The sequence below is a fragment of the Streptomyces sp. NPDC056361 genome, assembly GCF_042262805.1.
GTDB lineage: Bacteria > Actinomycetota > Actinomycetes > Streptomycetales > Streptomycetaceae > Streptomyces.
Genome location: NZ_JBHJQI010000014.1, coordinates 57,276 through 70,929 on the forward strand (window position 1 = coordinate 57,276; position 13,654 = coordinate 70,929).

Genomic DNA, 13,654 nt, shown 5'->3' on the forward strand with positions numbered 1-13,654 from the left:
TACCGCCCTCGTGGCGCACCCGTACAGTTACCCAGCGTCGTCGCGTCGCTGCTGGTCAGGGTACGGCTGGGGGGCCAGGGTCGGGGGCATGAAATCCGAAACCTCCACCCCAACCGGTGAGTTCACGCTCCGGCTCTCGGCGACGCGCCGGGGCGCGCGATTGGCGCGGTTACTGGCCGTACAGCAGTTGCACGACTGGGGCGTGACCGGCCCCGCCGCGGAGGCGGCGGAGCTGGTGGTCGCCGAGCTCGCGAACAACGCGGCCCTCCACGGCAGGGTGGCGGGCAGAGACTTCGAGGTGCGGCTGGAACGGGGCGAGGGGCACGTACACATCGAGCTGTCCGACGCGCGGGGCGAACGGCGGCCCGAGCCGACACACGAGCCCGACGAGGGCGGCTACGGGCTGCTGCTCGTGGCCGCCCTCGCCACCGCGTGGGGGGTGAAGGGTCGGTGTGTCGGAAAGACGGTCTGGGCGACCGTGCCGGTGGGGGTCAGAACAGGGTGACGGGCTGCCTGCCGAGGGTGCTGTTGAAGTGGTGGGTGCGGCCGGTGAAGGGCCGGCGCCAGTCGCCAGTGCCCTTGTAGGAGTAGAGCTGGCCGTCGGCGTCGCCGTAGCCGACGAGGTCGTTGCGGCCGTCGTGGTCGGTGTCGCCGGGGGCGACGATGTGGCTGTAGGCGTTCCAGCCGGCGCCGATCCTGGTGCGGGGTGCGAAGGTGCCGTCGCCCTTGCCGAGGTAGAGCCAGAGGACGCCGCTCGTGTCGCGGGCGACGAGGTCGCCGGCGGGGGCGCCGGCGATGTTGCCGGTGGCGGTGATCTGGTTGTAGGTGCCCCAGCCGGTGCCGATCTTCTTGCGGGCGCCGAGGGGGGTGTTGGCGTTGCCGGTGCCGGGGTAGAGCCAGAGGCCGCCGGTCCTGTCGGTGGCGACGACGTCCGGGCGGCCGTCGTTGGTGAGGTCGCTGCCGCCGGTGATCAGGTCGTAGGTCTGCCAGCCGGTGCCGACCTTGATGCGCGGGGCGAGGGCCTTGCCGCTGCCAGGGTAGAGCCAGAGGTTGCCGTTGCGTTCGCGGGCGAGGGCGTCGGCGTGAGGTGTGCCGCCGAGATTGCCGGGGGCGAGGACGCGGTCGTAGATGTTCCAGCCGGTGCCGAGGATGGTGGGCTTCAGGGGCGTGGGGGTGGCGTCGGCGAGGGCCTGCGAGGTGTCGTAGGCGAGGAGCTGTCCGGCGCCGTCGCGGGCGAGGAGGTCGGGGGAGCCGTTGTCGTCGAAGTCGTGGGGCTTCGGGGTCCGGGTGACCGTGAAGGTGCCGGACCGCTCGACGGCGGGACCGATGCCGTTGGCGGGCTCGGCGGTCATCTTCCAGGTGTAGGTGCCGCTGGGGACGCCGGTCCCGTCGTCGAAGGTGCCGTCCCAGCCGACGGTGAAGTCCGTTCCGGGCGGGGGCGGCGTGAAGCGGGTGCGCTGTTTCCCGGACGCGGTGTGGGTCAGCGTGAGGGCGAAGTCCACCTGGGAGCGGTTGAACGTCCAGGTCAGGGGCTGGATCCCGTGGTTGCGGTCGAAGTCGACCGCGGGGGGGACGATCTCGTCCGTCAGGGTGAGCGCGGTCGGGACGCCGGTGGTCGCGAGGAGGGATGCGGTGGGGGTGCCTGTCTCGTCCAGGGTGATCCGGTAGAGGCCCCTGTCCTGGCCGAGGGCGCCGCCCGTCACGATGAGGGTGCCGTCGTCGGCCTGGGTGACGGTGGAGACCTGGTCGAGGACCTTGACTGTCTCGCCGGTCTTCAGGGAACGGGCGGTCACCTGGTGGAGGGGGTCGGGGCGCGTGGCGGTGGCGCCGTTGGTCGCGCCGTAGAGGACCCAGTCGCCGAGGAGTCGTACGTACGTGGCGGAGGTCGACTCCAGCGGTACGCGTTCGACGTCCGTCCCGCCTCGCCGGGCGACGGCGAGCGTGTCCGGCCCGGTGGCGCCGAGCCCCTCGATCCAGGCCACGTGGGTCGCCGACACGGCCGACACGGTCACGGCCCTCACCTGGAGGGCGTCGAACGTCTCGACCGCGGTGGCCGAGGCCACGTCCACGACGGCCATACGGCTGCGGTAGGTGCCGTCCACGCGGGTGTCGTACTGCACGACGAGCGTGCCCGGCGAGCCGGCCGAGAAGTGCCCGAACGAGGCGTCCTCGGGTATGCCCGTCGGCCTGCGGTCGACGAGCCGGCCCTGGTCGTCCTTGCTGAACAGGTGGATCGCCCGGCGGTTGGCCCCACCCTCCGACACGACGAGCGTCGTGCCCGCGAACTCGTGCCGGTACGCGGTCACGCCGAGCGCGCTTTCGTCGTAGCTGACCAGCTCGGCGCCCGTGGCCATGTCGACGTACGTGAAGGCGCCGCCGTCGGTCCTGACGACGATGTCCGTGCCGGGACTTCCCGCGTAGAACTGTCCCGGCAGCCTGGTCCGCACCCCGTCCTCGCGCCGCGTCCAGGTGTAGACGCTCGTCGACGCCTCGCTGTGGCGCGTCAGGAAGCCCGTGGGGCCACTGCTGAGCACCACCGTGCCGACCGGCACGGTGAGGGCGTCCTGCTGCGTCGTCGCGGCGGTCGCCGTGGTCGCCAGGGCCGCGGGGGCGACCACGAGGGGAGCCGCGGTGGCGACGAGAGCGGCGGTGACGGCTAAGGCGAGACGGCGCTTGGTCGTACGGGTTCGGGACAAAGCGGTGTTCCTCTCCAGGGGGTACGGGCGCGGCGGCTGATCCGCCGCGCCCGGGTCAGATCAGAAGACGATCGTGTTCACGCCGGTGTTGTTCAGGACTTCGGTGCCGGTGTTCGGCGCCAGGGGGGCGTTCAGGTTGCCCGTGCCGGCGTAGAAGCCGGAGCGGAACGTGAAGAGGTCGTTGAGTCCGTCCTGGGTGGCGTCGCCGAGGGGGACCAGCTCGCCCTGCGACTGCCAGCCGGTGCCGATCTTCGTGCGGGCGGCGAAGGTGCCGTCGCCCTTGCCGGGGTAGAGCCAGAGGGCGCCGGTGGTGTCCGTGGCGATGAGGTCGCCGGCGGCCGTGCCGCCGATGTTGCCGGTGGCGCCGATGTAGTTGTAGATGCCCCAGCCGGTGCCGATCTTCTTGCGGGCGCCGAGGGGGGTGTTGACGTTGCCGGTGCCGGGGTAGAGCCAGAGGCCGCCGGTGGTGTCCGTGGCGAGGATGTCCGACTTGCCGTCGTTGGTGAGGTCGGAGCCGCCGGCGATGTGGGTGTAGACCTGCCAGCCGGTGCCGATCTTCGCCCGCGTGGCGAAGCCGCCGTCGCCCTTGCCCTGGTAGAGCCAGAGGTTGCCGTTCTTCTCCCGGGCGAGGACGTCGGGGGCGGACGTGCCCGCCACGTTGTCGACGGACTCGATCCGGTCGTAGACCTGCCAGCCGGTGCCGACGACGACCGGCTGACCCGCCGCGAGCAGGCGCTTGGTGCCGGGGTCGTAGGCGGTGTCGATGCGGCGCAGGACGCCGGCGCCGTCCCGGGTGAAGAGGTCGGGCGAGCCGTTGTCGTCGAAGTCGTGGGACTTGACGGTGCGGGTGACCTTGAAGGAGCCCGACTTGGCGACGTCGGGGCCGATGCCGTTCTGCGGCTTCGCCTGGAGGGACCAGGTGTAGTCGCCGTTGTAGGCGGACTTCGCGGCCTCCCCCACCGGTGCGTCGAAGACGCCCGCCCAGCGCATGCCGAAGGTACCGGCGGTCCCGGGGGCGACGGCCAGCTTGCGGGTGTAGGTCCGGCCCGTGCGCTGGTGGGTGAGCGTGACCGTGACGTCGGCGTTGCCGCGCGACAGCTGCCACTTGAGGTCGATCTGGCGGGTGCTGTCGAGGTCGATGGTGGCCGGGACCTGCGCGTCGAGGTAGGTGAGCGCGGTCGGCTGGTTCGTCGTGGCGACGAGCTCGACGGTGGGCTCCTGGCTCGTGCCCGGCGAGACCCGGTAGAGGCCCTCGCCCTTCGCGACCGTGCCGCCGCGCACCAGGAGGGTGCCGTCGGCCGCGGCCGCCGTGGAGGAGGCGTAGTCCGTCAGCTGGACGGGGTCGTTGACGGGAACCGGATCGCCGGGCTCCAGCTCCCCGGCCGCCAGGTTGAGGGCCGTCAGCTGTGTGTCGGGGAACTTCCCGGGCTCGGTGAGCTTGCTGGGCACGCCGTACACCAGCCAGTTCTTCACCAGGCCGAGGTGGTACCCGTCGGAGGCGCTCGCGGCGTTCACGGCGATCCGGCTGGCCTTCTTCGTCGCGCGGTTCACCGTGACGACGGCGGTCCCGCTCGGGTCGGAGTCCATCCAGGCGACATGGGTGGCCGACAGGGCGAGAGCGCTGCTCAGGTAGCCGACCGTGGCGGCGGGGTACGTCTCCACCACCGCGCCGGTCTCCAGGTCGATGACGGCCCGTCCGGCCGTGGGCTCCTCGAAGGTGCCGGCGGCGTAGCCGACGATCACCTTGCCGTCGACGGCGGGCGCGTTGGTGAAGAAGCTGTGTGTGATGCCGGGCAGTCCGGTGACGGCCCGGCTGTGCTTGGTCCCGTTCTCGTCGGTGACGATCAGCAGCTGCTCTTTGCCGAGGTCATCCGGCTTCGTCTTGGCGAGGACCGTTCGGGGTCCGACCGCCTTGACGTACGTGGCGAACAGCGAGCCCAGGTCGAAGGAGACGGAGCCGGCGCCGGGGTTCCCGAGGTCCCTCAGCGTCACCGAACGGAACTGCCGCGCCGGGGACATGTCCCCGCGCACGAAGACGTCCGTCCCCGTGGTGTCGTATCCGGCGTTCGCCGACGTGAAGTCGGTCGGCGCGCTGCCGTCGTACGGCGTCCAGCGCAGCTGCTGATCGCCGTACTGGTCGTTGGGCCCCTGCGACAGGAAACCGGTGGTCCCGGCGCCCGTGATCTTCGCGTCGGCCGGGAACGGGACCGGGGCGGACTCGTTCACACCGGTGGTGACGGTGGCGAGGGCCGGGGTGGCGGCGAAGGCGGCCGGGGCGGCGGCCGGGATGCCGGCGGTGACGGCGAGGACGGCGGTGGCGGCGGCGACGAGGCGGCGACGCGAGGGGCGTGCGGAAGGCAAAGTGTTCCCTTCAACGGACCGAGCGATACGGACGCATGTGCGTATCGCGTAGTCAGACTCATGACCAGCCGAGGTGGTTGTACGGGGTGGGCTGTGCGGTCACAGCGATACGGTCAGGCGAAGAGGTTGAAGAAGCGCTCGGGGTCGTATCCGAGCGCGCTGACCATCTCCCGTGCACGGAGCGGGGTCTTCCAGGATCCGGTGCTGTTGTAGAGGTACGCCTCCGGGCCACCGTTGTACGGCCCGGCGGCGTACAGGTCCGGACGGCCGTCGCGGTTCGCGTCGCCGATGCCGACCAGCTGGTCGTACGGACCCCAGCCCGTGCCGATCTTCGTGCGGGGCGCGAAGGTGCCGTTGCCGAGGCCGAGGTACATCCAGAGGTCGCCGTTCCTGTCGCGGGCGACGAGGTCGCCGGCGGGGGCGCCGGCGATGTTGCCGGTGGCGGTGATCTGGTTGTAGGTGCCCCAGCCGGTGCCGATCTTCTTGCGGGCGCCGAGGGGGGTGTTGGCGTTGCCGGTGCCGGGGTAGAGCCAGAGGCCGCCGGTCTTGTCGGTGGCGACGACGTCCGGGCGGCCGTCGTTGGTGAGGTCGCTGCCGCCGGTGAACTGGTCGTAGACCTGCCAGCCCGTGCCGATCCGCACCCGGGCCGCGAGCGGGGACTTGGCGACACCCGTGCCCTTGTAGAGCCACAGGCCACCCGACTTGTCCCGGGTCACGACGTCGCTGACCGCCGAGCCGCCGAGGTTCCCTGCGGCCTCGATCCGGTCGTAGACCTGCCAGCCGGTGCCCACCTGCCGCAACGGGGCCTGGTCGAGCTGTCCCCCGTACGGCGAGTAGAAGGCGTCGCCGATCAGCAGCCGCCCGGAGGTGTCCCGCGCGAGGACGTCGGGCGAGCCGTCGGCGTCGTAGTCGTGCAGGCCGGTCTTGCGGGTGACGGTGAACGAGCCGGAGGCCTTGAGGGCCGGGCCGATGTCGTTGGCCGGCTGGGCGGTGATCTCCCAGGTGTACGGGCCGCTGGGCGCGGCGGTCCAGATGTCGGGGACGCCGTTCCAGGGGAGGGCGCCGGTCCAGGTCGCGCGCATCGGCTGGGGGTAGTCCTCGCCGAGGAGGGACGGCAGGGCGTTCTCCGTCCAGGATTCCCCCGTGCGCGTGTTGCGGATCGTGACCGTCATGGACACGTTGTTCCGGCTCAGCTGCCACGCCATGTCGAGGCGGCCGCCGTTGCGGTCGAGGTCCACCACGGTCGGGATGTCGTGGCTGACCAGGGCGACCTTCGTCGGCTCGCCCGTGGCGGCCAGGCGGGTGACGACCGGGGCCCCGTCGGCTCCGGGGGCGATCTTGTAGAGGCCCTCGCCGCCCGCCACCGTGCCGCCTCGGACGCCGAACGCACCGTCGGGGGCGTCGATGTCCGACACCGTGTGGTCGAGGAGCCTGCGGGTCGTGCCGTCGGTCAGCTTGCGGGCCGTCAGGGCGTGCAGCGGGCTGGCGGGGAAGTCCTCCAGGCCGCCGTGGCGGGAGTACGTGACCCAGTTGCCGACCAGATGGACGGAGAGCTGCCCCGGCTCGGCCATCGGGGTGCGCTGGACGATCTTGCCGGTGGCGCGCTCCTGGACGACCACGGTCGCGACTCCGCTCGCGTTGGACTCGGTCCAGGCGATGTGGGTGGCGGACACGGCCGGTGCGGAGCTCGCGCCGGGGAGGTCGCGGTGCGTGGTGACGGTGGCGCTCTTCAGGTTCAGGATCGCCCAGTGATGGCGTGTCCCGCCCGAGCCGGTCGTGTACGAGAGCACGACGTCGTCGCCCGCCGCCCCTGCGGGGTACATCCCCGTGAAGTCCGCCGGCAGGCCGGTCACCGTCCGCTTCGCCGGCGCGCCCTCGCCGGGCTCGTAGAGGTGGAGGTCCTTGCCCCCGGTGCTGTTGGCGGTCGACACGAGGAGGGTCGAGCGGACGGCCCCGACGTACCGCGCGCCGGAACCCACCTGGCTCAGGCTGACCGAGAGCAGGTTCTTGCCTCCGGCAGCCATGTCCTTGAGCGTGTAACCGTCCCCGCGCCACTCGTCGACCACGATGTCCGAATCGACGGAACGGCGCAGGAAGTGCCCCGCGGGGAACGTGCTCACCGAGCCGTCGACGAGGCGGGTCCAACGAACGGTGTTCGGATCGGTTCCGTCCAGGGTGAGGAAGCCCGTCCGGCCCAGGCCCCAGAGACGGTCACCCGCCCCGTACGGCACGGCCGCCGTCGCGTTCGCCGCTCCGGCCTCCGCCGACGGCGCGGCCACCGCCGGCAGGGCGCTCGGTACTCCCGCCGTGACGGCGAGCGAGACGAGGACGGCGACGCCGAGGCGGCGTCCGGACAGGCGTGAACGGTTCGTCGAGCGGTCCATCGAGCGGTCCCTCCCCAGGGGCGGCCGCGGCGTCGTGGACGCGCGGCCGTGACACGTGGAGGCGGCCGGTGGTACCCCCCGCCGGAGCATCGCCTCGCATGAAGATCGACCGGAGGTTACCAGCCACTGCTGACACGCGTCAGGGGGATGACCGGGCCTGTCGGCTGCCGCGACACGCCGCGACACGCCGGGCCGGGGGGTCAGCCCCGCCGCTCCACCACACCCCGCACGTACGCCGCCTGCCCGGCGTGCTGGAGGTCGTCGGCGACGACGGAGACGAGGCGGACGCCGAGGGTGACCGGGGGGTCCCAGGAGGTGTCGACGATGCGGGCGAGGTCGGCGTTGGTGACGGTGGCGACCAGGTCGGCGGTGCGGGCGTGGACGGCGTCGTGGTAGCCGAGGAGGAGGTCGGCGGGGGCCCGGACCACGCCGACCTGGGCACTGGTGTGGCCGTAGCCGGTGGCGAGAGGGGGAAAGGGCAGGTCGAAGCGGGTGGACCAGCCGTCGGAGGTCCAGAGCTGGTCGGTGGCGAAGGCGTCGGAGAGGTGGTCGTCCTGGATGCGGGTGAGGTGCCAGACGAGCCAGGCGATCGTGTTGGCGTCGGGGTCGACGCGGGCGGCGAGCTGCTCGTCCGTGAGGCCGTCCACGACCTCGTGGACGACCTCGCGGATCCGGCCGAAGGAGTCGACCAGCAGGGCGGCGCTGTTCATGGGGGCTCCTCTGGGTGGAGGCCGTCCGGGCGGGGGGCCTCGGTGGAGGCTCCGCCGGGCCGGATCTCTCCATGGACCCGGCCCCCTCCATAGAGCCCTAAGCCCGTTCCCGCCGCCACCGCTCGACCGCCGCGTCGACGTCGAAGAGTGTCAGGTTCAGGGGCGGGCCGGCCGGCGGGCGGCGGAGGGCTTCGGCGATCTTGGTGTTGATGTCGCCGAGGATGCGGCGGACCTGGCGTTCGGACACGGCGGAGGCGACGGCGGCCTCCGCGTCCTCGGCCTCTTTGCGGAGGGTGAGGGAGGGCGGGAGGACGGAGGCGCCCTCGCGGTGCATCTTGCCCTTGATCCACCACAGTTCGTCGTAGGGGGCGGAGTCGTCGGGGAGGGGTTTGCCGAAGCCGGAGAGGCTCCGGAAATCGCCGCGCTCGGCGGCCTCGCGGATCTGCCGGTCCACGAACGATTCGAAGTCGACGCCGGGCGGTTTCCGTTCGGTCATGTGTTCAGCCTACGTAACCGGGGTGGTACGAGTGTGGTCTTTGCGGGCTACTGCGACCTGCGATCTTCCGGCACGCTGTGGTGCGTTCAACGCGCGTCGCCCCTTGTCCCGTCTCGCCCCACACCCCCACCGGAGGACGCATGCGTGCACGGATCACCCCGCTCGGCACCCTCCTCGCGCTCGTCGCGGGGCTGCTCACCGCGCTCGTCACCGCGGCGCCCGCACAGGCCGCGCCGCTGTTCAAGGCGCCGTTCCCGTGCGGCCAGACCTGGACGTACAGCCACCACTCGGCGGAGGTCCGCCAGGCGCTCGACTTCATCCGGTCCGACGGCGGTACGACGGCCGGCACCCCGGTCCTGGCCTCGGCGTCCGGCACCGCCTACCGCTACGCGCAGCCGAGCGGCGCGGGCAACTACATCGTGATCGACCACGGCGGCGGCTGGAAGACGTACTACTTCCACCTCAACGCGTACGCGGTCGCCGACGGTGCCCAGGTCTCCCAGGGCCAGCAGATCGGCACCACCGGCACCACGGGCAACAGCTCCGGCGCCCACATCCACTACGAGCAGCTCTACAACGGCGTCGGGCAGTCGATCGTGATCAACGGAGCCTCCCTCGCGCCCTATCCGGGCTCGTACGGCTCCAAGTCCCTGACCAGCGACAACGGCTGCTCGGGCGGCGGGGGCGGCAAGTACTGGGTGGACACGTTCGCCAACGCCACCGGCTACGCCCAGGCGAACACCAACGCCCCGCAGGGCGTGCTGAACGCGGGGACGAACTACGTCTACTGCAAGGTCTGGGGCAAGGAGATCCGGGACGGCTCCGGCAACTACAACCACTGGTGGCTCAGGACGGACCTCGACACCGTCTACGCCGGGAAGAACGGCAACGGAGCGTACGTCTCCGCCTACTACCTGTCGCGCTGGGGCAACGACGAGGCCCGCGACAACAACGGGACCGTGATCCCGAACTGCTGACCGGGCCCCGCGCGGGGGCGGAAAGGCAGGAGCCCCGCTCGTGCCGTGCGGCACGGAGCGGGGCTCCTTGGGTACTGCTCTAGTCGTGCGTGTTCGCCGACCCAGGCACCTTAGGCCGGGGAGACGTTCTCCGCCTGCGGGCCCTTCGGGCCCTGCGTGACGTCGAAGGTCACGAGCTGGTTCTCCTCGAGCGAACGGAAGCCGTTCGCGTTGATCGCGGAGTAGTGGACGAAGACATCCGGGCCGCCGCCGTCCTGGGCGATGAAGCCGAAGCCCTTTTCAGCGTTGAACCACTTCACGGTTCCGGTAGCCATGAGCCCTCCTATGGGCCAAAGGGTCGCCCTGCTCCAGAACCTGCAAACAAGTCTGAAAACTACAAAAGCCTGCGGGTCACATGCTCCGCAGGCTCTGTACTGCAAGGGAAACCAAACTGCAACTTGCGTTGAGCGTAGCACGCAGGACGCTCGGGGCGGTAGAGGGAAAGATCACTTCACCCACATGTTTGATCTTCTTCCGCGTGCTGACGCACATGCCTCCGGAGAGACCCCCGCGGAACCCCGGCGACGCCCCGGCGACGCCCCGGCGGCGCCCCGGCGATGCCCACGGTGCGAGACGGGTCTAGCCTCACGATGTGGACAATGCAACCGACGACCACCAGCGCAGCCGGCCCCGCGTCGGACACATCCAGTTCCTGAACTGCCTCCCCTTGTACTGGGGGCTCGCACGCACCGGCACGCTCCTCGACCTGGAGCTGACGAAGGACACCCCGGAGAAGCTCAGCGAGCGGCTGGTCCGGGGCGACCTCGACATCGGGCCCATCACCCTCGTCGAGTACCTCAGGAACGCGGAGGACCTCGTCGCCCTCCCGGACATCGCCGTCGGCTGCGACGGCCCGGTCATGTCCTGCGTGATCGTGTCCCAGCGCCCCCTCGAAGAGCTGGACGGCGCGCGCGTGGCGCTCGGCTCCACCTCGCGCACCTCCGTCCGCCTCGCCCAGCTGCTGCTCTCCGAGCGGTACGGGGTCGAGCCCGCCTACTACACCTGCCCGCCGGACCTCGGCCTGATGATGCAGGAGGCGGAGGCGGCCGTCCTGATCGGCGACGCGGCCCTCCGGGCCTCGCTGCACGACGCGCCCCGGCTCGGCCTCCAGGTCCACGACCTGGGCCTCATGTGGAAGGAGTGGACGGGCCTGCCGTTCGTCTTCGCCGTGTGGGCGGCCCGCAAGGACTTCCTCGCGCGCGAGCCGGAGACCGTCCACGACGTGCACCAGGCGTTCCTGGCCTCCCGCGACCTCTCCCTCGAAGAGGTCGCCAAGGTCGCGGAGCAGGCCGCCCGCTGGGAGACCTTCGACGCCGAACTCCTGGAGCGGTACTTCCGTACGCTCGACTTCCGCTTCGGCCCCGAGCAGCTCGCCGGGGTCCGCGAGTTCGCCCGCAGGACCGGCGCCACCACCGGCTACCCCGCGGACGTCACCGTCGAACTCCTGCCGCCCGCCCACCGCTAGGGCCGGGCCCGCCTACGCGTCGCCCCGCCACGACGTGCCCCGGTCCGGCACCGGGGGCTGCAGATGCCTGCTGATCCACTCGATCGAGCCGGCCTCCAGGCCCCTCATGTAGGTGCGGGCGTTGTGCCCGCCGCCCGGTATCACCTGGAGCCTGCTCTTCACCGGGCCCTTGGTGTACGTACGGATGAACCGCTTCACCTTCGGCCCGAGGCCGGTCTCCCCGGAGCCGAGCTGGAAGGCCAGGTACACGACGTTGCGGGGGAGGTCCGGGCGGCGGCCCAGGGCCGCCGCGAGGCGCCCGGGGTCGTTCGCCCGGCGCTCGCGCTCGTGCCCCCGCCACAGCGGGGAGTCCGGCACGGTGTCGGGCCCCGACGCGATGACGGCCTTGAAGCGGTCCGGGTGCTGGAGCACCGACTTGAGGCCCACGAAACCGCCCGACGACGACCCCATGAACGCCCAGCCGTCGCGCGACGCGAACGTCCGGAAATTCGCGCGGACGAAATCCGGCACGTCCTCCGCGATCCACGTCCCCATTCTCGGGCGGCCCGGAATATCACTGCCGTCGTAGTAGTGGTCGAAGTCCGGATTGAGGACGGGCATCGCGACGATGAACGGAAGGCTCTTTCCCGCCCGGGACCACCGGGAGATGCCCGCCTGGAGCCCGAGATCCGTCCCGCGCCAGTAATTCCCCGGATATCCGTGCCCGCCCGGGAGCGCCACGAGGACGGGGAACCCGCTGTGCGCGTACCGGGGGTCGAAATACTGCGGCGGCGCCCACACCCACACCTTGCCCGTGAATCCGGACTTCCGGCCCGTGAGCGTCGTGACCCCGATGCGCGTGCCGTCGTCCACCGACCCGGCGACGGTGAACCGCGCCAGGGGGCCCGTCGGGTACACGGTGACGGGCTGCCCCGGCGCCGCCCTCGGACCCGAGAGCGGACCGCCGAAGACGAGCGGCTCGCCCCCGCCGCCGTCCCGCGCCCCGAGCAGGGCGAGCGGCGCGGCGAGCGCGAGGGCGACCGCCAGGGAGCGGACGGCCCGGGACGCGCCGGGCCGTCCGCCGGACGCGCCGGGTGGTCCGGACGCGCCGGGCTTTCCGGACGCGCCGGGCTCGCGGCGGAGGGACCTCCAGGACGACGGGCGTGCCATGGTGCGACTCCGGTTCCTTCGGGGCGGATCGGGTGATTCCGAAGGGAGAGAGGGGTCCGGTGCCCGGGTGGTTGCCCCGGCGCGGAACCTCGCACGGCACCCTGCTGAAGCGGCGAAGAGCGCTGGCGTAGGCTGGTTCGGTCGATCAGAACCCCTCCGAAAGGGACGCACCCGGTGACCGAGAAGGCCGAACTCCAGTCCGTTCTCGACCGCGCCGCCGCGGGTGGCCGGATCACCCCCGAGGAGGCGCTCGACCTCTACCGCTCCGCGCCGCTGCACGCGCTGGGCGCCGCCGCCGACGCCGTGCGCCGGCGCCGGTACGCGGGGACCGAGCACATCGCGACGTACATCATCGAGCGGAACATCAACTACACGAACGTCTGCGTGACGGCGTGCAAGTTCTGCGCCTTCTACGCCGCGCCGAAGGACACCAAGAAGGGCTGGACCCGCGACCTCGACGACATCCTGCGCCGCTGCGCGGAGACCGTGGAGCTCGGCGGCACCCAGATCATGTTCCAGGGCGGCCACCACCCGGACTACGGCGTCGAGTACTACGAGAAGCACTTCGCCGCCATCAAGAAGGACTTCCCGCAGCTGGTCATCCACTCCCTCGGCGCGTCCGAGGTCGAGCACATGGCCCGCATCTCCGGCGTCTCCGTGGAGGAGGCGATCACCCGCATCCACGCGGCCGGTCTCGACTCCTTCGCCGGCGCCGGCGCCGAGCTGCTCCCGGAGCGGCCGCGCAAGGCCATCGCCCCGCTGAAGGAGAGCGGCGAGCGCTGGCTGGAGATCATGGAGATCGCCCACAAGCTGGGCGTGGAGTCCACCTCCACCATGCTGATGGGCACCGGCGAGACCAACGCCGAGCGGATCGAGCACCTGCGCATGATCCGTGACGTGCAGGACCGGACGGGCGGCTTCCGGGCCTTCATCCCGTACACGTACCAGCCCGAGAACAACCACCTCAAGGGCCGCACGCAGGCCACGCTCTTCGAGTACCTGCGCATGATCTCGATCGCGCGGCTGTTCCTCGACAACGTCGCCCACATCCAGGGCTCGTGGCTCACCACGGGCAAGGAGATCGGCCAGCTGACGCTCCACTACGGAGCGGACGACCTCGGCTCGATCATGCTGGAGGAGAACGTCGTCTCCTCGGCGGGCGCGAAGCACCGCTCCAACCTGCGCGAGATGATCGACATGATCCGCACCGCGGACCGCGTCCCGGCGCAGCGCACCACGACGTACGAGCACATCGTCGTCCACGACGACCCGGCGAACGACCCGGTCGACGAGCGCGTCGCCTCGCACATCTCGTCCACCGCGATCGAGGGCGGCACGGCCCACCCCGAGCTGAAGCTCCTGGACGCGAACTGAGGC

Annotated in this window: 11 protein-coding genes; 4 read left to right on the plus strand and 7 right to left on the minus strand. The window is 71.4% G+C overall.

From position 1 onward, the window contains the following. The first annotated feature begins 88 nt into the window (after positions 1-88). Entirely contained in the window at positions 89-505 is a 417-nt protein-coding gene (locus tag ACFCY7_RS07055; protein ID WP_376482057.1) for an ATP-binding protein, read from the plus strand. On the opposite strand, the gene ACFCY7_RS07060 is transcribed toward ACFCY7_RS07055, so the two are convergent. From ACFCY7_RS07060 to ACFCY7_RS07080, 5 genes are all read right to left on the minus strand, one after another. Next, entirely contained in the window at positions 492-2,696 is a 2,205-nt protein-coding gene (locus ACFCY7_RS07060; RefSeq protein WP_376482058.1) for an FG-GAP-like repeat-containing protein, read from the minus strand. The genes ACFCY7_RS07055 and ACFCY7_RS07060 overlap by 14 nt on opposite strands. A gap of 60 nt (positions 2,697-2,756) precedes the next feature. Next, the gene (locus ACFCY7_RS07065; RefSeq protein WP_376482060.1) at positions 2,757-5,057 is read right to left on the minus strand and encodes an FG-GAP repeat domain-containing protein; all 2,301 of its coding nucleotides are present in this window, start codon (positions 5,055-5,057) and stop codon (positions 2,757-2,759) included. A 113-nt stretch (positions 5,058-5,170) separates the two neighbouring features. Beyond that, entirely contained in the window at positions 5,171-7,441 is a 2,271-nt protein-coding gene (locus tag ACFCY7_RS07070; protein WP_376482062.1) for an FG-GAP repeat domain-containing protein, read from the minus strand. 200 nt (positions 7,442-7,641) lie between these two features. Further along, positions 7,642-8,151, minus strand: coding sequence for a DUF664 domain-containing protein (locus ACFCY7_RS07075; RefSeq protein WP_376482063.1), 510 nt, complete (start codon positions 8,149-8,151; stop codon positions 7,642-7,644). Between the two features lie 97 nt (positions 8,152-8,248). Next, positions 8,249-8,647 carry a DUF1992 domain-containing protein gene (locus tag ACFCY7_RS07080; RefSeq protein WP_376482064.1) on the minus strand — a complete coding sequence of 133 codons (399 nt, stop codon included), beginning with the start codon at positions 8,645-8,647 and terminating at the stop codon, positions 8,249-8,251. A 140-nt stretch (positions 8,648-8,787) separates the two neighbouring features. Here ACFCY7_RS07080 and ACFCY7_RS07085 point away from each other — a divergent pair, with 140 nt between their 5' ends. Continuing rightward, the gene (locus ACFCY7_RS07085) at positions 8,788-9,624 is read left to right on the plus strand and encodes a M23 family metallopeptidase (RefSeq protein ID WP_376482066.1); all 837 of its coding nucleotides are present in this window, start codon (positions 8,788-8,790) and stop codon (positions 9,622-9,624) included. A 110-nt stretch (positions 9,625-9,734) separates the two neighbouring features. Here the strand turns inward: ACFCY7_RS07085 and ACFCY7_RS07090 are convergent, their stop codons facing one another. Next, the gene (locus ACFCY7_RS07090) at positions 9,735-9,938 is read right to left on the minus strand and encodes a cold-shock protein (RefSeq protein ID WP_015035453.1); all 204 of its coding nucleotides are present in this window, start codon (positions 9,936-9,938) and stop codon (positions 9,735-9,737) included. A gap of 317 nt (positions 9,939-10,255) precedes the next feature. Between ACFCY7_RS07090 and ACFCY7_RS07095 the strand changes: the two genes are divergently transcribed. Continuing rightward, positions 10,256-11,128 (plus strand): menaquinone biosynthetic enzyme MqnA/MqnD family protein, encoded by an 873-nt coding sequence (locus tag ACFCY7_RS07095; RefSeq protein ID WP_376482068.1) that lies wholly within the window; start codon positions 10,256-10,258, stop codon positions 11,126-11,128. A gap of 12 nt (positions 11,129-11,140) precedes the next feature. On the opposite strand, the gene ACFCY7_RS07100 is transcribed toward ACFCY7_RS07095, so the two are convergent. After that, complete coding sequence (locus ACFCY7_RS07100; RefSeq protein ID WP_376482070.1) at positions 11,141-12,277, minus strand: alpha/beta hydrolase; 1,137 nt, start codon at positions 12,275-12,277, stop codon at positions 11,141-11,143. A gap of 174 nt (positions 12,278-12,451) precedes the next feature. On the opposite strand from ACFCY7_RS07100, the gene mqnC reads away from it, so the two are divergent. Then, positions 12,452-13,651 carry a cyclic dehypoxanthinyl futalosine synthase gene (gene mqnC, locus ACFCY7_RS07105; protein ID WP_376482072.1) on the plus strand — a complete coding sequence of 400 codons (1,200 nt, stop codon included), beginning with the start codon at positions 12,452-12,454 and terminating at the stop codon, positions 13,649-13,651. Positions 13,652-13,654 lie beyond the last annotated feature (3 nt).